Source organism: Streptomyces sp. NPDC090499, assembly GCF_044769305.1.
In the GTDB taxonomy this organism is placed as follows: Bacteria; Actinomycetota; Actinomycetes; order Streptomycetales; family Streptomycetaceae; genus Streptomyces.
The window spans coordinates 43,098-62,780 of the sequence record NZ_JBIVXP010000024.1 but is presented as its reverse complement, the minus strand read 5'-3'; the positions used below and the strand labels follow the sequence as shown (position 1 = coordinate 62,780).

General features: G+C 72.0%; 15 protein-coding genes. 6 read left to right on the top strand and 9 right to left on the bottom strand.

The window, feature by feature from the left end:
- Window positions 1-184: 184 nt before the first annotated feature.
- The 4 genes from ACIQVL_RS45705 to ACIQVL_RS45690 form a co-directional block, all read right to left on the bottom strand.
- The gene (locus ACIQVL_RS45705; protein ID WP_403478496.1) at window positions 185-862 is read right to left on the bottom strand and encodes an alpha/beta fold hydrolase; all 678 of its coding nucleotides are present in this window, start codon (window positions 860-862) and stop codon (window positions 185-187) included.
- Between the two features lie 80 nt (window positions 863-942).
- Window positions 943-4,401, bottom strand: coding sequence for a phosphodiester glycosidase family protein (locus ACIQVL_RS45700; protein ID WP_403478495.1), 3,459 nt, complete (start codon window positions 4,399-4,401; stop codon window positions 943-945).
- Window positions 4,402-4,589: 188 nt separating this feature from the next.
- Complete coding sequence (locus ACIQVL_RS45695; protein WP_403478494.1) at window positions 4,590-4,817, bottom strand: hypothetical protein; 228 nt, start codon at window positions 4,815-4,817, stop codon at window positions 4,590-4,592.
- A gap of 88 nt (window positions 4,818-4,905) precedes the next feature.
- On the bottom strand, window positions 4,906-5,478 hold the full coding sequence (locus ACIQVL_RS45690; protein ID WP_403425269.1) for a TetR family transcriptional regulator C-terminal domain-containing protein: 573 nt from the start codon (window positions 5,476-5,478) through the stop codon (window positions 4,906-4,908).
- 180 nt (window positions 5,479-5,658) lie between these two features.
- Here ACIQVL_RS45690 and ACIQVL_RS45685 point away from each other — a divergent pair, with 180 nt between their 5' ends.
- Window positions 5,659-6,678 (top strand): alcohol dehydrogenase catalytic domain-containing protein, encoded by a 1,020-nt coding sequence (locus ACIQVL_RS45685; RefSeq protein WP_403478493.1) that lies wholly within the window; start codon window positions 5,659-5,661, stop codon window positions 6,676-6,678.
- A gap of 46 nt (window positions 6,679-6,724) precedes the next feature.
- Here the strand turns inward: ACIQVL_RS45685 and ACIQVL_RS45680 are convergent, their stop codons facing one another.
- From ACIQVL_RS45680 to ACIQVL_RS45670, 3 genes are all read right to left on the bottom strand, one after another.
- On the bottom strand, window positions 6,725-8,080 hold the full coding sequence (locus tag ACIQVL_RS45680) for a mycothione reductase (RefSeq protein WP_403478492.1): 1,356 nt from the start codon (window positions 8,078-8,080) through the stop codon (window positions 6,725-6,727).
- Between the two features lie 193 nt (window positions 8,081-8,273).
- The gene (locus tag ACIQVL_RS45675) at window positions 8,274-9,173 is read right to left on the bottom strand and encodes an NAD-dependent protein deacetylase (protein ID WP_403425265.1); all 900 of its coding nucleotides are present in this window, start codon (window positions 9,171-9,173) and stop codon (window positions 8,274-8,276) included.
- Window positions 9,174-9,318: 145 nt separating this feature from the next.
- The gene (locus ACIQVL_RS45670) at window positions 9,319-11,271 is read right to left on the bottom strand and encodes a hypothetical protein (RefSeq protein WP_403478491.1); all 1,953 of its coding nucleotides are present in this window, start codon (window positions 11,269-11,271) and stop codon (window positions 9,319-9,321) included.
- 284 nt (window positions 11,272-11,555) lie between these two features.
- Here ACIQVL_RS45670 and ACIQVL_RS45665 point away from each other — a divergent pair, with 284 nt between their 5' ends.
- Window positions 11,556-11,996 carry a VOC family protein gene (locus tag ACIQVL_RS45665; protein WP_403425262.1) on the top strand — a complete coding sequence of 147 codons (441 nt, stop codon included), beginning with the start codon at window positions 11,556-11,558 and terminating at the stop codon, window positions 11,994-11,996.
- 136 nt (window positions 11,997-12,132) lie between these two features.
- Here ACIQVL_RS45665 and ACIQVL_RS45660 read toward each other — a convergent pair whose 3' ends face one another.
- A complete protein-coding gene (locus ACIQVL_RS45660) occupies window positions 12,133-12,696 on the bottom strand; it encodes a hypothetical protein (RefSeq protein ID WP_403425261.1) in 564 nt (187 codons plus the stop codon).
- Window positions 12,697-12,934: 238 nt separating this feature from the next.
- Here ACIQVL_RS45660 and ACIQVL_RS45655 point away from each other — a divergent pair, with 238 nt between their 5' ends.
- From ACIQVL_RS45655 to ACIQVL_RS45645, 3 genes are all read left to right on the top strand, one after another.
- The gene (locus tag ACIQVL_RS45655; RefSeq protein ID WP_403478490.1) at window positions 12,935-13,465 is read left to right on the top strand and encodes a carbonic anhydrase; all 531 of its coding nucleotides are present in this window, start codon (window positions 12,935-12,937) and stop codon (window positions 13,463-13,465) included.
- 111 nt (window positions 13,466-13,576) lie between these two features.
- Entirely contained in the window at window positions 13,577-14,647 is a 1,071-nt protein-coding gene (locus tag ACIQVL_RS45650) for an MBL fold metallo-hydrolase (protein ID WP_403478489.1), read from the top strand.
- Between the two features lie 260 nt (window positions 14,648-14,907).
- The gene (locus ACIQVL_RS45645) at window positions 14,908-16,980 is read left to right on the top strand and encodes a glycosyl hydrolase family 28-related protein (RefSeq protein WP_403478488.1); all 2,073 of its coding nucleotides are present in this window, start codon (window positions 14,908-14,910) and stop codon (window positions 16,978-16,980) included.
- Between the two features lie 69 nt (window positions 16,981-17,049).
- Here the strand turns inward: ACIQVL_RS45645 and ACIQVL_RS45640 are convergent, their stop codons facing one another.
- Window positions 17,050-18,477, bottom strand: coding sequence for an RICIN domain-containing protein (locus ACIQVL_RS45640; RefSeq protein ID WP_403478487.1), 1,428 nt, complete (start codon window positions 18,475-18,477; stop codon window positions 17,050-17,052).
- Window positions 18,478-18,829: 352 nt separating this feature from the next.
- On the opposite strand from ACIQVL_RS45640, the gene ACIQVL_RS45635 reads away from it, so the two are divergent.
- Window positions 18,830-19,531: a hypothetical protein gene (locus tag ACIQVL_RS45635; protein ID WP_403478486.1), complete on the top strand. Its 702-nt coding sequence runs from the start codon at window positions 18,830-18,832 to the stop codon at window positions 19,529-19,531.
- Window positions 19,532-19,683: the final 152 nt, after the last annotated feature.

The window sequence follows — 19,683 nt, the reverse complement described above, 5'->3', positions numbered from 1 at the left end:
CCGGAACCGATCGTGGCCGAGGACGGCAGCAGCCGCATCCCCGCCGAGGGCTGCGCGGTCGCCCCGCTCGCCGAGGTCGAACGGCCCCGGCACATCGGCGGGCGTTTCACCGTCGGCCGGTGATCCCGGAGGACACGACGGCGACGCGTCTGCGCATGCGGACCCTGGACTGAACGCCCGCTGTTCAGGCGGGACCCGGAGGCAGTGCGCCGAGAACGGCCGCGAGGCCGTGCGGGTCGCGGCGGGCGATGTTGTGGCCGACCGGAATCTCGTGGACCCGCCATCCCGGGTCGGCGCGCAGCCGTTCGGCCAGGGCGACGAACGGGCTGCCCGCCCACGCGCCACCGCTGATGTACGTCCGGCCGAACGTGCCGCCGCGGCCGCCTTCCAGCCTGATCGACTGGACGAAGCTCGCCATCGGGTGCGGGCGCGCGCGGGGGTCGAGGCCGCCCGGGACGGCGACCCAGCGACCGTCGCCCCGCGCGCCGGCGATGAACAGCTCCCGGAAACCGTCGCTGGTCAGCGACCAGCACGAATCCCCGTCGTCGGGAACGTAGGCGTCGATGAAGACGAGCTGGGCGAGCCGGTCCCCGAGCCGGTCCGCGACACCGGCGATCACCATCCCGGCGTAACTGTGCCCGCACAGGGCGAGGGGCGGTCCGTCGTTCCGCTCGACCAGCTCGGCCACCTGGGCGATGTGGACGTCGAGATTCGGCGGACGGTCCACGTCGGCCGGGGCGTCCGGCTCCAGACCCGACAGGGTCACCGCCTCGGCCTCGTGACCGCCCCGGTGCAACTCGGCGGCCACCGAGTCGAACACCCACCCGCCTTGCCAACCACCCGGCACCATGAGGAACTTCACCGCGTCATCGTAGGCCGGGGCGGTCCCGCCGGGTGAAGGGGTGCCCGGTCGTGCCGGGCACCCCTTCACCGGTCAGCGGGTCACTGTACGACGACCTGCGTGCTGCCCGTGACGCCGCCCGAGGTCACCGAGACGGTGACGGTGCCGGGGCGGTGGGCGGTGAGGGTTCCGGTGGACGGGTCCACCGAGGCGGTCCTCGGGTCGGCCGAGGACCACACGTGCGACGCGGGGTCCGCGATCGGGACGGTGAGCGGTGCGATGTTGTCGCCGGCGACCTGGTCGCCGTTCGCGGTCAGGGTGACGTGGTCGCCCTTGGTGATCGGGTCCTTCGGGCCCTGCACCGTGATCGAGGCGAGCGCGGGCTCGACGGTGTACTGGAGGTCGCCGTCGTCACCGATGCGGATCAGCCCGAAGTGGTAGAAGCCGCCCTGGTCCGCGGGCGCGTACGCGGGCATGCCCAGGTCGGCGAAGGTGAACTGCGGGATGCCGCCCTTCGCCACCGTGGTGGCGTGGCCCTCGGGGTCGAGGATCTGCTCGGCGAAGCCGCGGGCGTGGCCGTACATCATGATCACGTGCTGCTTCGGGTGCGTCTGCTGGAAGCGCTGCACCAGCCGCAGGTACATGCGCGCCTCCCAGCGGTCCGTGAACTGGCTGTTCGCGGCCGGGTGCGGGTCGTAGGCGGGCATGTGCGTGATGACCAGGACGTCCTTGGCGGTGGTCTCCGTCAGCTGCTGGACCAGCCACGGGTACTGGGCGCCCGCGGGGTCCTGGAAGGGGTCCGAGGACTGCAGGCTGCCGTGCGAGTTGTCGGTGACGATCAGCCGCGCCGCACCCTGGCCGTAGGCGTAGTGGGTGTCGCCGAAGGTGTCGCTGTAGTTGCCGTTCTCGGCGTCCGCGCCCTGGGTGATCTCGTGGTTGCCGACGATGTCCCGCTCGGGGACACCGAGCGCCTCCATCTTCGACTTGGCGAACTGCAGGTCGGCGAGCTTGCCGTCGTCGGCCATGTCGCCGAGGAACTGCGCGGCGTCCGGCCGGCCCTGCGGGCTCAGCGTGGGCAGCCGCCCGGCGACGGAGTCCATCACGTTGCTGCTCACCGACCCGGGGTCGGAGGCGAGCAGGTGGGCGTCGTCACCGGCGAGCAGCGTGCTGCCGTGCCGCGCGAAGTCCGCCGAGTCCTCCTCGTAGGACAGCCACTTCGGGTTGTCCGGTACGGCGTGGTACTCGGGCTCGGTCACCGGCCGGGGCGAGTACAGCGCCTGCAGGCCCGCCACGTCGAGCGAGCCGCTGTAGGCGGTGCTCGGGCTGATGGCCAGGAAGTCGACGAAGCTGATGGTCAGCGGGAACTGCATGCCCGCCGGCAGCTGCGCGACGGCGAGGTGCCAGTCCTTCCAGGTGACGTACGTCGGATACAGCGTGGTCGCCGAACCGTTGACGCCGATATACCGCTCGGCCAGCTCGATGCCGTTGCCGTCGCCCTTGATCCACATGCCGATCGCGGTGGGGACGCGGCCGCCCGCGGTGTCTGTCTTGAGGGTGACGTTCGGGGTGAGGACGAGCTGCTTGACGCCGGAGCCGGCCGGCATCGAGTAGGCGAGCTTCAGCGATCCGGACTCGGTGGAGCCGGGCGGTACGACCCCGGCGTCGGCGGACAGCGTGGCCGGCTTGCCGGTCGTGTTGTTGCTGAGGCGCCAGTGGTCGAGGCTGTTCATCGGGTCGATGACCTTGCTGACGCTGCCGACCGCGATCGACGCGGTGCCGGTGGCGCCCGCGACGCTCGCGGTCACGTCGGCGAGGCCGCCGTCGTCGGCGCCCGCGGTGAACAGGCCGTGGGCGTCCACGCTGCCGAGGTTCGCCGGGTCCGTCTTCCAGGTGGCCGCCTCGGCGGGGATCTGTACCTTGTCGCCGTCCTGGTCGGTGCCGGACAGGGTCAGCTGCTGGGTGGCGCCGTTGTCGAGGTCGGCCTGGTCCGGGGAGACGGTGAGGGTCTTCAGCCCGCTGACGACCTCCAGCTTCTCGGACGTGGACGCGCCGCCGTTCCAGGCGATGATCCGGCCGGTGCCCGAGCGGTGCGGGGTCAGCCTGCCGTCCTCGTAGGTGGCGAGACTCGCGGGCTCCACGCGGACGTGGGTCTCGCCGGCCGCCGGGTTGGCGAACCGGTCGACGGCGTGCACCGGCAGCGGGATGGAACCGCCGGTGACGGTGGTGACCGTCTTCCCGTCGTTCACGACCACCTTGCGGGCGGCCTGCGCCTGCTGGGCCGTCGAGTAGAAGAAGATGCCGTTCGCGACCGGGCGTTCGGTGTTGCCGGGCAGGTCGGAGGGCGTGTTGACGACCTCGGCCCGGTCGGCGCCGGGGGCGCGGCTGACCATGCCGGTGGAGCCGCCGCCGTCGAAGAGCATGCCGGTGTACGCGCCGTGCGCGACCAGGTAGCCCGCGGCCTGCTCCGGGGTCACGCCGAAGGCGGTGTCGGCGCCGCCGTGGCCGTCGATGGCGACGACGACGGCGTGCTTGCCGTCCCGGGTGATGCCGACGGCGGTCTCCGGGTTGGCGCCGCTCGGCGGGGTGCCGGTCGGGTCCTGGTAGACCTTGCCGTCCTTGACGAGCGTGTCGACACCGCTGATCAGCTGGGTGACATCGTTATCGGGGGACAGCCGGGTGGCGAGCTGGACGGTGTCGCCGGTGTGCAGCGTGTCGGTGAGCCACTGCCCGCCGTCACCCGCGCCGAGCAGGCCGGTCTCGTCCGTGTCCAGGCGGGGCACCGTCGTGAGGCCGGTCTGCACCCGGTCGACGACGAAGCCGCCGTCGGTGCCGTGACCGGAGACCAGGGTGGACGCCTTCGTCAGGCCGGGGGTCTCGCCGAGGTCGGAGGTGACCTCCGTGATCCCGCCGCCGGCCACGTCGTTGACGGTGTTCACCGAGGTGAGCGCGCGGGTCTCGGTCCCGGCGGTGACGGTGCCCGAGAAGGTCTCGGGGCCCATGACCAGGGTGCCGTCGGCCTTGACGGCGAGCTGGGAGGCGAAGCCCGCCTTGGGGCTCTTCAGCAGCCGGCCGTCGGTCATGATGCCGCCGACGGGGCGTCCGCTGGCGTGGATCTCGAAGTAGTCGCCGTTGACACCGGCCACCGCGTGGGTCCGGTGGGCCATCGACGACGGCGTCTCGTCCGCCGGGTCGGTGAGGGTGTCGCCGGCCTCGACCATGCCCACCCGCAGGTTCGGGTCGGTCAGGTCGGCCTGGAGCACCTGGATGTGCTGCCGGCCGCCGACCGTGTCGTAGGTCTCGCTGTAGTGCTTCAGGCCGCGGGTGACGGTCTCGGCCGGGGTACGGGTGCGGTCCACCACCAGCGGCCAGTTCTCCGGGGTGTCCGGAAGCCAGTCGCCCGGTGCCGTGTGCCCGTGCCCGTGGCCGCCGCCGGCCGTGACGGCGTCGGAACCGAAGGCGATACCCGCTCCGGTCACGGAGCCGATGAGCGCCAGAGTCACCGCGGCCACCGCCGCGCGGCGGTGGCCGGCGGGCGAGGGTCTCTTCTCGCGAAGTGTCATGTGGATTCTGTCCTTGCAGTCGTACGCGCCGGTGCTCCCGGCGCGCAACGACCACCGCACACCTGCCCGGCAGACCGCAGGTATCCGTTCCGGGTGTGTCAGATGACCATCCCGGTGGGCTCTCCGCCCGTTGCGCGAACCTCCCGCCAACTCTCGGCTCCGGCCGAACTTTCCGCCGGCCGCGAGCATCAAAGCCCCGGCACCTGCCGGGGGAGTACCTGCTTGCCCGCGCACTGCCGGGCGCTGTGCAGCGGTGAGAACGCGGCCCGGAGTTCGTCCGTGAAGATGCCCGGGACTTCCCGGGCCGCGAAGTGGCCCCCGCTGCGGGCACGGTGGTGGCAGAAGATGCCGTGGTGAGCGCGGGACGCCCAGCTGCGCGGGGCCCGGCAGATCTCGCCGGGGGACAGCCGCGACACTGCCAGGGGTACTGTCCATCGGCGCGTGACCGTGCAACTCGTAAGCGTGACGGCATGTTTCAACGCCGCCCTCGGCGCTGCGTGCGGCTCAGCGCAGGACGACGTCGAACACCATGTGGAAGAACGCGTCGACGGGGGCGGCGGACTTGTCGGCGCGGGCCGCGATCAGGGCGCCCTCCCAGGCGCTGAGGACGAACAGCGCCGTCGCCGGCACGTCGAGCGAGGCGCTCACCTCGCCCGATTCCTGGGCCTCGGCGAGTACGCGCTCGATGTGCGAGGCCCACTGCCGGAAGCCGCGCTGGACCGCCGAGCGTATCTCCTCGGAGTGGTCGGCCACCTCGGCGCCGAAATTGCCGACCAGGCAGCCGCGGACGAAGCCGCTGTCCACCGTGTCCGAGCCCATGAACTCGAAGTGCGCCCGGAGGCGTTCCAGCGGGGGGCGCCCGGCCGTGTCGAGCATGTCGAAGCGCAGACCCGCGGCATAGCGGTCGAGCGCCTCCAGGGCGCTCTCCTCCTTGCTGGCGAAGTGGTTGTAGAAAGAACCCTTCGGGGCGCCCGCGGCCGAGGTGATGTCGCTGATACCGGTGGCGTTGAAGCCCCGGGTGCGGAACTGCTCCAGTGCCGCCTGCGCGATCTCCTCGCGCTTCGATGGACGTGCCATTCGGATCACCTCACCATCAATATGGCCGGTCGTCTTGACTGCTGTCAAGCCCGGCCTGCGGGCCCGCAGGCTCCTCGGCGGTGCGGCTTGACGCCGTCTAAGACGACCGGTCATATTGGAAGGGCATCGCACACCGAGCTCCGCCGGACCACACCCGGCGGGCGGTACGAAGGAGCCTCCATGTCCACCACCTACCGAGCCTTCGAGGCCACCGGAGTCCACAACCTGCGGCTGGTCGAGCGCGAGCTGACCGATCCGGCACCCGGACACGTCCGTCTCCGGGTGGAGACCTGCGGCGTCTGCCACTCCGACGTCCTCGCCGTGGAGGGGCTGCGCGCCGACCCGTCGAGTCCGATCGTGCCCGGCCACGAGATCGTCGGCGTCATCGACGCGGTGGGGCCGGGCGTCACCGCCTGGCACCCCGGCGACCGCGTCGGCGTCGGCTTCCTCAACGGGCACTGCGGGGAGTGCGAGCCGTGCCGCCGGGGCGACTTCGTCAACTGCCTCGACCAGGCGCAGACCGGCACGAACGTCGACGGCGGCTACGCCGAGGTGACCCACGCGCGGGCCAGCGGACTGGTCCGCATCCCCGACGGCATGTCCGCGGCCGAGGCGGCCCCGCTGCTGTGTGCCGGACTGACCACCTTCTCCGCCCTCCAGCAGGACTCCGTCAGGGCGGGCAGCCTGGTGGCCGTGCAGGGCATCGGCGGGCTGGGGCACCTCGCCCTCCAGTACGCCCGCAGCCTCGGATTCCGGGTCGCCGCCGTCGCCCGCGGCAAGGACAAGGAGCCGCTCGCCCGTGAGCTGGGCGCCCACGAGTACATCGACAGCTCGGAGACCGACCCCGGCGAGGCGCTGGCCGGCCTGGGCGGCGCCTCACTCGTCGTCGCCACGGCGTCGAGCGGCGCGTCCATGAACCCGCTGCTGCGCGGCCTGGCGCCGGGCGGCAAGCTCGTCGTCGTGGGTGCCGCGCCCGACCCGCTGTCGGTGTCCACCGCCGACCTGATCTTCGGCACCCGGAGCATCGTCGGCAGCCTGACCGGCTCGTCGATCGAGAACGAGGACAACCTCGGCTTCAGCGTGGCCCACGGCATCCACCCCGCCATCGAGACGATGCCCTTCGAGCGGGCCATGGACGCCTACGAGCGGATGCTCTCCGGCAAGGCGCGGTTCCGCGTCGTCCTCGACGTCAGCGCCTGATCGTCACCTCCCGGGCGTCCGGTCCGTCACCGCCCGCCGCGCCCGGCTACAGCTCCAGCAGCGCCTGCTCGACGGCCTCCGTCAGAGCCGGGTGGATGTACATGACGTCGTGCGCGATCCGGTCCACCGTCAGTCCCAAGGACATGGCCTGGATCAGGGGCTGGATGAGCGTGGCGGCCTGGGGCCCGATGACGTGCGCGCCCAGGAGCAGGCGGTCGGCGGGGCTCGCGAGGAGTTTGACGAAACTGGTGGTGTCCTCCAGGGCCCAGCCGTACGCGGTCTGGGCGTAGTCGCGGACGCTCACCAGGCAGTCGATGCCGTGCCGCCGTGCCTCCTGTTCCGTGAGGCCGACACCGGCGATCTGCGGATGGGTGAACACCGCGTGCGGCGCCACCTTGTTCGGCAGCGTCCGCACGTCCTGCGGATGGAGGATGTTGTGCCGCACCACCCGGGACTCGGCGTTCGCCACGTGCTTGAGCTGGAAGTGGTTCACCGCGTCGCCGAGTGCCCACACCCCGGGCACGGACGTGCGGTAGGCGCCGTCGGTGACGACGTGGCCGTGCTCGTCCAGCTTCAGCCCGCCGTCGACGGCCCGCAGCCGGTCGGTGTTGGGCCTGCGGCCGACGGCCACCAGCAGCATGTCGGCCTCGACGGCGTGCTCACCGTCCGGGCCCGCCACCCGCGCCGCCACACGGTCCCCCTTCGGTGCGACGGAGACGGCCTCGGAACCGAGCAGCACACGGTGGCGCTGTGCGGCGAGTTCGGTGAAGCGCCGCGACACCTGCTCGTCCTCCGCCATGAGCAGGCGCGGCCCGCGCTGCACGATGGTGACGGCCACGCCGAACGAAGTGAACACGTGGCCGAACTCGGCCGCGATGAAGCCGCCACCGAGCACCAGCATGGAGGCGGGCAGGTCGTCGATCCGCATGATCGTGTCCGAGGTGTGGAAGGGCACGGTGCCGAGCCCAGGGATGTCCGGCACGACCGGCCGCGACCCGACCGCGACGACGAACGTCTCGGCGGTGATCCGCTCCGCCCCGACCTCCAGCACCTTCGGGGCCACGAAGCGGGCCGCCTCGGTGAACACGTCGACACCCTGGCTTCTGCGGTACGCCACCGCACTCTCGGGCAGCGGATCGATGCGGTCGAACACGCGGTCCCTGACGGACTTCCAGTCGACGTGCGAGACAGTGGCGTGGACACCGAGGCGCCGCGCCTCCCGCGCTCCCTCGGCGGCGTCCGCGGCCACGACGAACATCTTGCTCGGTATGCACCCCCGGTTCAGACACGTGCCGCCGAAACGGTCCGGCTCGACGATGGCGACCCGCAGATGATCGAACTCCTCGGACAGCAGCATGTTGCCGCTGCCCGCCCCCACGACGACGAGATCGTAGTGCCGCATGTCTGCCACCTTTCGTCGGCGGGACACCGGCCTTGCGGCGTGCGGCTGTGAGAGGACGGTCCCACGGGTCACAATTGTGTTCGCATGCGCCGCTTTCCACCACCGCCGGAGACCGGGGCGGCCCGGACCTGCGGGCGGTGCGTCCGTCCGGACACCGGCACCGGCTGTGACCGCCCACCGGCTGGGCGCCGCCTCAGCCTGCGGACCCTTCGCCGACCGGGATGCCCAACCGGTCGGCCACGGTGGTCAGGGCCGGACCGAGGGGGAGTGCGACCCGGGTGAGGGCGAGCGGGTCGCCCCGGGTCGGGTCCTGGTTCACGATCAGCACCGGCTTTCCCTCCTGGTGCGCCTGGCGGACGAACCGGAGCCCCGACATCACCGTCAGCGAGGAGCCCAGGACCAGCAGCGCGGACGCCTCGCGGACCAGCCGCCGGCAGTGCTCGACGCGCTGCGGCGGAACGGCCTCGCCGAAGAACACCACGTCCGGTTTGAGTACGCCGCCGCAGCCGGTACAGGGCACGATGCGGAAATCCCCGACCTGCGCGTCGGTCAGGTCGGCGTCACCGTCCGGGTTGATTCCGGCGGCCACCGGGTCGAAGCCCGGGTTCTCGGCCTCCAGCCGCCGGGCGAGTTCGCCGCGCGGGCTGAAGACGCCGCAGGAGAGGCAGACGACCCGGTCCAGGCTGCCGTGGAGCTCCACGACACCCTCGCTGCCGGCGGCCTGGTGCAGGCCGTCGACGTTCTGGGTGATCACACCCGAGACACGGGCGTGCCGGGCGTAGGCGGCCACGGCCCGGTGCCCGGCATTGGGGACGGCGCGGCCGAAGGTACGCCAGCCCAGGTGGCTGCGCGCCCAGTAGCGGCGCCGTGCCTGCGCGCTGCCGGTGAAGTCCTGGTAGGTCATCGGGGTGTGCCGAGTCAGGCTGCCGCCCTTGCCCCGGTAGTCCGGGATGCCGGATTCCGTGGAGATTCCCGCGCCGCTGAGCACCAGCACACCGCCGGTGCTCAGCGCGTGGACGACCGGTTCCAGGTCGGTGGTGCCCGGCGGCAGATCCGCGGCGGGGGTCCAGCTCAGGGTGGGGCGCATGCGCATGCCGCCAGGGTACGGAGTCGGCGGCGCCCCACAGCCGGCTCCGGCCCGGAATCCTGCCGGAGCAGGCACCCCGGACCGCCGCGGTATCGGGACAGCGTCAGCGGGCGAAGGCACCGCTCTCGTGCAGCGGGGCCTTCGACGGCCGTCAGCCGGGCTGGTCCAGGCCGTCCAGGTTCTCTCCGGTGGCGAGCCGGGCCCGTACCGCGACGTGGGGGCGCTCGGGCGCGGGCAGCGCCAGCGTACGGCCGTCCCGGGCGGCGGCGACGTCCCCGGTCACGAGCAGGGCCGTCACCGCCCGGCTCCCCGCCGCCAGCACGAACCAGTGGCCCCGCGGCGACCGCCGGCCGGTGGCGGCCACCACCTGCCGGCCGAACCGGCTGCACGCGGCGGTGGAGCGGGCGCGAGCCACCGTGCGCACCGGGTCGGCCGGGGCGTCCCGGCTCGTGCGCAGGCCCACCGTGACATCGCCGGGGCCGCTCCAGGAGTCGGCGCGGGCGCAGGTCCACACGGCCCGCCCGCCGCCGTCGGGCAGGTACTGCCCGGCGAAGTCCCAGGCGTTCACCGCCCGTACGCCCGCCCCGCGCAGCGACGTCAGCACGCAGGCCTGGTGAGCCCAGGCCACCAGGGCGGCGCCGCCGGTGGCCTCCCGGGGCTGCCGGGGCGGATTCCCGTGCCCGGGCAGCGGCGTGTAGGTCAGGTGCACGGGGGAGAGGCCGCCGAGCGGGGCGAGCAGGAAGGCGTGGTGCTCGGCGATGCGCTCCGCGGACCGCAGTTGGAGCACCGGACGGCTCGCGCAGCCGTCGCCGGCCGGTACCGCCGGGACCGGGGCGGTGACCCCGTCCTTCGCCACCCGCAGCGGCCGGGCGAGGACGTCGGGGCGCAGCAGGTCGCGGGTCTGCGCCTCGGCGACCCACGGCGCCAGCAGGTACCGCGCCGACCCCTGTGCGGCGGTCAGGGTCACGGCCGCCGCGGTCGTCACATCCGCCTCGTCGACCCGGGCCACGCTCAGTTCGGCCCGGCCAGGAGCGGACTCGGCGTAGCGGGCGAGGCGCTCACCGTCGTACAGCACCACCACGGCGGTGCCGCCGACATCGCCCGCGTACAGCAACCGGGGCGCGGTGTTCGGGGCGTCGGCGCTCGTGCCGGGGGCGAGGACCGGCCGGATGCCGGCGCCGGCCGGGCGGGTCCACGCGGACAGGGCCCGGCCGAGCAGCGCCTCGTCCTGCAGCCGGGAGCCGCGGGCCGGCCAGGCCGTGAAGTCGACGCGCGAGGTGTTGTCCCACACCGTGTCCGCGGTGCGCAGCAGGTCCGCCGCGCCGTAGGCGGCCCGCGCAGCGGCCGTCGGCGTCCCGTCGGAGGGGGCCGGGCCACCGGACAGGGTCGCGGCCAGCACCGTGCCCGTCACCGAGCAGATGGCCGCGGCGGCCAGGCCCAGCCGTACCCGGCGCCTGCGCCGCAGCAGATCGGTGGGGCTCGCCTGGAGCGCGCAGGCGTTGAACTCCGGCGATGCCAGCAGCCCGGCGGCCGACGGTCCGACGCTCGCGCCGAGCGCGTCCGCCGTGCACAGGGCGGCGTCGGGATGCCGCGCCCCGGCCGCCGTCAGGACCTCGCACACGGAACCGTCGGACAGGCCGTGCACCGTGCGCAGCAGGAACGCCGCACGGTCGGCCGCGGTCACCCCCGACAACCGCAGGGCGAGGGCGAGTTCGTCGGCGCCACCGGACCGGGGGAACAGCCTCAGGCCCACCACCAGCGGCAGCCTGGGCAGCAGCGGTGCCAGGCGCCGGCGCGGACCGCGGTCGTACGAGAGCGCACCGCGCACCACCGCCACGAGCAACGCCTGCCCCACGGGCGCGCCGCCCGGCCGTTCCCCGCGCGGGGGCGGGACCGCCGCGCCGGCCCCCGGCCGTGCTCCCGTCAGCGCGCGCTGCACCAGGGAGTGGGCGACGACCACCCGGCGACGGCGGCCGAGAGCGGCGGGCAGGACGAGATGCGCCAGGCGGACCAGACCCCCGTACTGTTCGACGAGGACGGACTCGACCTCCTGGACCGGCGGCCTGGCACCGGGTACGGGACGTCTGAGCGGGCGAAGGTGCATGGCGCGGAACGCTTTCGGACGGGACGAGGTGACACGGCGGTATGCCGCTCCGTCAAACGAGTGAATCCGGCACGGGTCACCGCACCCGCCCTGACCTGCGGCGGCCCTCGGGACGGGGCCCGTCACGGAGACACGGATCCGAACCTCGTACGGTGCGTCACCCGAGGCGCGATCCGGATTCTTCGGAGTCCGGCGGTCCGCGGATGTCGAGAACGTGGCACCGGCTCCGTCCCAGGGACGACAGCGGCCGCCACCGGCCGCACGTGGAGAGGGAGAGAACCGGCATGGCGATTCAGCGGATGGACAACGTCGGCATCGTGGTCGAGGACCTGGACGCCGCCATCGCGTTCTTCGTGGAACTCGGCATGGAGCTGGAGGGCAGGGCGGAGGTCGAGGGCCGCTTCGCCGACCAGTGCACCGGACTCGACGGCGTCCGCTGTGACATCGCGATGGTCCGGACCCCGGACGGTCACAGCCGGCTCGAGCTGGCGAAGTACCGCAGCCCCGCGGCGATCAGCGCCGGACCGCGCAACCGGCCGCACAACACTCTGGGCACGCACCGCGTCATGTTCGCCGTGGACGACATCGAGGACACCGTCGCCCGTCTGCGCCCGCACGGCGCCGAACTGGTCGGCGAGATCGCCCGGTTCGAGGACAGCTTCCTGCTCTGCTACCTCCGTGGCCCGGAGGGCGTCATCGTCGGGCTGGCCGAGCAACTGCGCTGAAAACGGTGGACCGAACCGTGAAGGCGGTCCGCTGCGGAGGCTTCCGGCCGGAAGGGGCGCGCGGCACGCCGGTTGGACGTGTGCAGCCTCCCCGGCGGGTCGGCTCGGTGCGCCGGGACGCGCGCAGAGCGCCACCTCACCACCGTCTGCTGATGAGCCAGAAGCAGCTGCTGGCGCCCAGCCCGAACGCGAGGTGTGCGCCGAGGTCGTCAGCCAGTGTCTTCGGGCTGTACTTCCAGATCGGCTGGTAGAGCCCGGACTGCGGCAGGACCAGATACGAGCCGGCACACACAGCCGCGCCGAAGGGGACGCCGAGCATCGGGTTCGGGCGCCGGACCGATCCGGCGGCGATCCCGTACAGCGCACCCCAGGCGGAGCCGTAGGACCAGTGCATTGCGGTGCTCAGGAGCCACGCCCACCGGTCGGGGACCTCGCGCTGGGTGAACCCCTCCAGCAGCCGCTTCGCCACCTTGCCCGGATCCGGGGCCTGTTCCCAGTCCTCGACCGGCGCGAACTCCCACTCCCTGGGACTTTCGGTGCCTCCTGTGCGGCGATAGCGCAGATAGCGCGTGGCGTCCATGCAGACCGTCCCCGCGACGCCGGCGAGGACGCCGTCGACGACCGCGGCCAGCGGCGTGAGGGGCCGTCGGCGTGGACGGCCTGTTGTCATGATGCCCATCACTTCAACCACCTCGGGCACCTGCCGGTGCCTAGGGTCGCGCTGTCGTCCCCCTGGCTTCCGGGAAGTACAGAATCCCACCGGTCACCGTCGCCCGCACTCCAGGAACGCACCACCGCGGCGCCTGCGCCGACCGCGGTGCCGGCAGTGGACGGTCGGGTGGCACGAGGGGCGGTGGCGGTCCAGGGTGGGTGGTGTCCGATGGCGCCGTCGGCGTCGCCGGGGGCCGAGGCCGCAGTGCAGAGGGGCTGTCGTCACAGTGATCGACACGGATGAGCTGGTCCGGCGGAACGCCGGGTTCGCCGACGGCGGATCATTCGCCGGCCTGGGGCTCATGCCCCGCGGCAGTCTGACGGTCATCGGATGCGTCGATCCTCGTGTCGACCCGTCCGACGTGCTCGGGCTGGAGCTCGGCGAGGCGGCGGCGATCCGCAACGTCGGAGGGCGGGTCACGCCCGCGACCCTCCGGACGCTGGGGATGCTCTCGAAGGTCGTCCAGGCCCGCACGGGCGGCCCTCGGCCGGGCGGTGTCCACTACGCGGTCCTGCACCACACCGACTGCGGGATCACAGATCTGGCCGCGTTCCCCGAACTGCTGGCCGACTACTTCGAAGTTCCGGCCGGAGACCTCGACACCAAGGCGGTCACCGACCCGGTCGCCGCCGTCCGCGTCGACGTCGGCATCCTCAGGCAGAAGCTTCCGGCCGGAGTCTTCGTCTCGGGGCTCGTGTACGACGTGGCCACCGGGCTCATCGAAGTCGTCGTGCCGCCCACGCGAGTGGGAGTATGACAGCGTGCGGCTCCCGCGGCCGGTCCGGCCGGCGCGATCGCCGAGGGCCTGTGGCCGGTGCCGGGACCTGCGTTCCCGGCCGGTCGTACCGGCGGGGAGGCGCTTTCCGGCATGTGTGACGATCACGGGCAGTCGGCGGCCGAGGCGGCCTGGTCGGCGCCACGCGTCGCGGCGGGACCGGCCGTCGACCCGGTGCTGCTCCCGGAGGTCGACGAGGTCACGGTCACGACGATGGTCGACAACACCTTCGACGCCCTGCTGCCCTCCGCCGAGGGCGTCACCCGGGCACCGGCCGGTACCGGGCGGACCGCCGCGCGGCAGTTCGCCGGTGGCGAGGCCGTCGCGGGGCTGCGTGCCGAGCACGGCTTCTCCGCCCTGGTCACCGTCCGCAGCGGGAACGCGAGCAGCACGCTGCTGTTCGACACCGGCGCGTCCCCGGACGCGCTGGCGGTGAACGCCGAGCGTCTTGGCATCGTTGTCGGCGATCTGCAGGGCGTCGTGCTCAGCCACGGTCACTTCGACCACGCGGGCGGCTTCGACGGCCTGGCCCGGCTGCGCGGGCGCTCCGGCCTGCCGTTGACCGTCCATCCCGCGGTCTGGACCCGCCGTCGCCTGCAACTGCCCGCGGGCGGGACTCTGGAGATGCCCACGCTGTCACGGCGTGCCCTGGAACGCGAAGGGTTCGAGGTGATCGAGCGGCGGCAGCCGTCGCTGCTGGCCGGCGGCGTCCTGATCAGCGGCGAGGTGGACCGTGTCACCGAGTTCGAGCACGGCATGCCGCGGGCCCACCAGGCCTGGGACGGGCACGGCTGGCGGCACGACCCCGCGGTCATCGACGACCAGGCACTCGTCATCAACGTGCGCGGCCGGGGCCTCGTCGTCGTCACCGGGTGCGGCCACGCCGGAGTGGTCAACATCGTCCGGCACGCCATGAGACTCACCGGCGTCGGCAGACTGCTGGCCCTCATCGGCGGCTTCCACCTGAGCGGGCCCGCCTTCGAGCCGGTCATCGGCCCGACGGTGGCCGCGCTCACCCGGCTCGCACCCGAACTGATCGTCCCCGGTCACTGCACCGGATGGCGCGCCCAGCACACCCTCGCCGCAGCCCTCCCGGACGCATGGGTCCAGACCAGCGTCGGAACCACCTACACACTCAACGCCCCGCAGGCGGCCGCTGCCTGATCCCCGCTCAGCGCCGCGACCCCGGGACCGAGAGCGGAACGCCCTGATCCCGGTCCGCTCGCCCACGCCTGCAGCTCGCAAGTAATCGACAATCTCTTGCAGAAATCCTACTAGGTCATGGAAAGAAGTGTCCGCTGTCTTGTCCGGCCGTCCTGTCCCGCCCTAATGTCCCGGTACGCAGCGGCACGGCCCGTTCCCGCCGTGCTGCCGCGCACCGAGCTGCCCTCGGTGACCTCCGCTCCCAGAGAAACGAGAATCCGATGGCGCGGTACACCAACCACGTGGCCCCGGAGCGGCTGAGAGGCCGTGCGCGAAGACCGGCTCGGACCCTGGTGGCGCTGACCGCGGTCACCGCCGGACTCGTGCTCGGCCTCGGCGCTCCGGCCCCGGCGGCGCCGTGGCACAGCGGCCGTGCGGGCTCCCCGGCGGTGACCCGGGCCGGACTCGACCCCGCCCTTGTCGCGGGGCGGGGCGCCGCGGTGGACTTCGACGAACAGGAGGCGGAGAACGCGGCGACGGACGGCACCGTCATCGGCCCCGACCGCACCGCCTACACGCTGCCCTCGGAGGCGTCCGGCCGTACGGCGGTACGCCTGAAGCCAGGCCAGTACGTCGAGTTCACCCTGCCGCACGCGGCGAACGCTCTTACCGTGCGGTACAGCATCCCCGACGCTCCCGGAGGCGGCGGCATCACCGCACCCCTCGACGTCTCCGTGGGCGGCCGGCACCGCACCACGATGACCCTGACCTCGCAGTACTCCTGGCTGTACAACCAGTACCCGTTCAGCAACGACCCCCAGGGCGACCTGCTCCACCCCGACTGGTGGATCACCGAATGCGGCTGTGTTCCCGCCGCCACCACCCCGGCGCCCACCATCGACAAGCCGTTCCGGCCGAGCCACTTCTACGACGAGCAGAGACTGCTGCTCGGCAAGCGGTACGCGGCCGGCGACACCGTCCGCCTCACCGCACCCAGGAACAGCACGGCCGCCTGGACGGTCATCGACCTGCTCGACACGCAACTCGTCGGCGCGCCGCACGTCGAGACGCATGCCGTGAACGTGATCGCCTTCGGAGCCGACCCCACCGGCCGGCGGGACGCGGGCGACGCCTTCGACCGGGCCGTCGCCTACGCGAAGAAGCGGCACCTCAAGGTGTACCTGCCGCCGGGCACGTACCAGGTGAACCGGCACATCGTCGTGGACGACGTGACGATCGTCGGGGCCGGCAGCTGGTACACGATCGTCAAGGGCCACCAGGTCACCCTCGACAGCCCCGCCCCCGACGGTTCGGTCCACACCGGGGTGGGCTTCTACGGCAGGGACGCCGCGGACGGCGGCAGCCACGACGTCCACCTGTCGGGCTTCGCCGTCGAGGGGGACGTACGCGAACGCATCGACACCGACCAGGTCAACGCCATCGGCGGGGCGCTCAGCGACTCGACGATCGACGGTCTCTACCTCCACCACACCAAGGTCGGCATGTGGTTCGACGGCCCGATGACCCGTCTGCGCGTCACCCGCACCCAGATCGCCGACCAGATCGCCGACGGGCTCAACTTCCACACCGGCGTCACTGATTCGACTGTGTCCGACACCTTCGTCCGCAACACCGGCGACGACGGGCTGGCCATGTGGTCGGAGAAGACGGGCGACGCGCGCAACGTCTTTGCCCACAACACCGTGCAGACCCCGGTCCTCGCCAACGGCATCGCCCTGTACGGCGGCACCGACAACACGGTCACCGGCAACCTCATAGCCGACCCCATCAGGGAGGGCAGTGCCATCCAGGTGGGCTCCCGGTTCGGCGCGGAGCCGTTCACCGGCCGTCTGGCGATCTCGGACAACACCACCGTCCGCTCGGGGCCGTTCGAGCTCAACTGGAAGATCGGCCTGGGCGCGATCTGGTTCTACGCCCTGGAACGGGACATCGACGCCGACATCGAGGTCACCGGCGACCACTTCCTCGACAACACCTACAACGCGATCATGCTGGTCTCGGACTTCCCGGTGAAGGACAAGTACGCGATCCGAGGCGTCCGTTTCAAGGACATCCGCGTGGACGGCACCGGCACCTCCGTGCTCAGCGCCCGTTCCGCCGGATCGGCGTCCTTCGAGAACGTGGACGCCCGCAACGTCGGCGCGGTCGGCATCAACAACTGCGGATCCTTCAACTTTCCCGCCTCCGGCTCCGAGTTCGCGGTCGGCGACCTCGGCGGCAACGACGGAGGCGGCACGACCGGCCCCTGGCTGGCGTCCTGGGAACTGCCGAACACCATCACCTGCGACGACCGGCCCCCGGTGGTCCAGCCACCGGCCCCGGCATCCTGGTGAGGCACGACACCACCCCTGCGGCCCGGCGCGTCCTCGTTGCGCCGGGCCGCAGGGGACCGGACTTTCCTGTCAGGCCGGCAGGCGGAACTGCTGGTTGGTGCCGCCGGCGCAGGTCCAGATCTGCAGCCGGGCTCCGTTGGCCGTCGACTTGTCCGTGACATCGAGGCACTTGCCGGACGTGGGGTTCACCAGGGTGTTGCCGCTGCCCGGCTGCCAGACCTGGGCACCGGTGCCGTTGCAGTCGTACAACTGCACCTTCGTGCCGTTGGCGGTGCCGGCGGCGGTGAGATCCATGCACTTGCCGAGACTGCGGACGGTGCTGTCCGAACCCACGGTCCACTGCTGAGCCGTGGTGCCGTTGCAGTCATACATCTGAACGGCGGTGCCGTTGGCGCTGCTCGCCGCCGCGACGTCCACGCACTTGCCGCCGAGGCCGGTGATCTGGCCGGTGGAACCGGTGGGCGGCGGGGTGGTCGTACCGCCGGTCACGGTGTTGAAGGTACTGGAGAACTGCCAGGCGCTCTGCGGCGTCCCGCTGCAGGAGTCGGAGAGCTGGCCGTTGGTGGCGCACGCCTTGTCGCGGCCGAGTGCCCAGAAGGCGAGCTCCTGGATGCCCTTGGACTTGGCGAAGCCGGCGAGCGTGGTGGCGTTGCCGGTGGTGAAGATCTCGCTGGTGTCGTCGTTGACCCCGATCATCGGGGTGTTGCCCTCCATCGCCCACAGCTGAGCGTCGGACTTCTCCGGCCAGATGCTGCCGAGCTGGGTGCGCAGCGCGGTGGCGGCGTCGGTGGCCGCCTTGCCCATGTCCCGGGTTCCGTCGTAGTAGTCCATCGTCATGATGTTGACGAGATTGACGGTGAGTCCGTTGCTCTTGGCGTTGGACAGCAGCTTCGTGCCGTTGCCGTCCAGGCCGTTCGGCATGGACGGCAGGGTGTACTGGACGTCCAGCTTGCGCCCGGCGGCGGCGTACTCCTGCTGGAGCTGGGCGAGGGCCTTGTTCCGGCGGTCGTTGGCGGCGGTGTCGGCGATCGCGCTGCCCTCGACGTCGAAGTCGACCCGGGTGAGGTTGAGGGTGTCGATGACCTTCTTGTACTGGGCCTTGAGCGAGGCCACGGTGGTACAGGCCTGGGCCTCCTCGGTGCCGGAGGCGCCGCCGAAGGAGGCGATGACGTCGCCGCCCGCGGCGCGCAGGGAGTTGATCGCCGAGGTCCAGCCGGCGTCGGTCACGGGCGTGTCGCCGTTGAACATGGCGTTGCAGCCGCCGCCGTCGATGACGAAGGCGAGCGTGAAGTACTTCAGGCCGGTGGCGTTGCGGGCGTTGGTCATGGCCGACGGCGAGTTCCACGTCTCGACGTACGGCGCCGCGTAGCGGGCGGGGAAGCCGGGGCCGGGATTGGCCGCGGCGCTCGCGGAACCGCCGGTGGCGACGACGACGGTGGCAGCCGTCGCGAGGAGCGCGGGCACGGCGGTGAGGGCTCTGACAGCGGATCTGATCACAGAACGACTCCTGTCATGGGCGCGACAAGCGCGAGGTGGGGGGTGTCGGGGCGGAACGGGCGGGAGCTGAGGGTCGACGTTCACATGGCTGAACAATGACTTCAATACTGAACCGTCGATGGTTGAAGACGGTATGGACTAGACCAGCTGTGCGTCAATACCCCGTACGTCGGCAGCAGTTCAGGTGGCCGTCTCCTCCTCGGCTCGGGGGCTGCCACCGACCGAGCCGACCCGGAGGGGGCGTCATCCGTAACAGCAGCTCGACCACCGCCGACGGGGAACCGCGGACCGGGGCGGGTTCGTGTCCTGTTGCGGGCGTGCGGCGAACCCGGGCCGCACGAAGGAGGGGATCATGCAGATCATCGAGGTGACCGGGTATGCCGTCCGGTCTGCTGTGATCACCATGAGACGGAGGCAGACGCCGCTCGAATTCGTGATCTTCCCGATGCTGCATGTGGCATCGCCGACGTTCTACTCCCAGGTCCGCCTCAGACTCAGGGAATGCGATCTCATAGTCGTCGAGGGAATCCGGGGGAGATCGGCCGGGGTGAGCGCCCTCACGCTCGCCTACCGGTTCGCCCCGCGCCGGCGGCGCAACGGCCTTCAGGAGCAGCGCGACGATCTGGTGCTTCCGGAAGGTGTGCCGGTGGTCAATCCGGACGTCACCGCGGCCGAGGCGATCGCGGACCTGAAGACACTGCCGCGGTGGATGTACGTACTGCTCATGCTCGCGGCCCCGGTGATGGGCCTGGTGTTCGCGCTGCGCGGTCCGCGCGCCTTCCTCGACGAGGACCAGGAGGTCGAGGACCTGCCGTCGACACTGCGAGCGGAGATGATGGCCGACAACCCGGTCGAGCACGCGATGAGCGACCGGCGCGACCAGCGGTTGCTCGACGCACTCGGCGAGATCCACACGCAACGCGCCGCCGAGCCGATCCGGGTGGCCGTCGTCTACGGAGCCGGCCACGTCCCGGCGATCGTGTCCGGGCTGTGGAACCGTTACGGCTACCGGCCGCGCGAAGCGGAGTGGCTCACCGTCCTCGTCCCGCGGTAGATCGCACGGCGGACCCGCTTGCCGGCCACCCGGCACACCCCGGTCCGCACGATGCCCGCGAGGAAGCAGACCGTCCGCCAACCCCCGTTGACGCCCCGCGACGAGGTGCAGAGACTGCGAGACGCTGCGCGCACCTGCGGCCGGGCGATCTC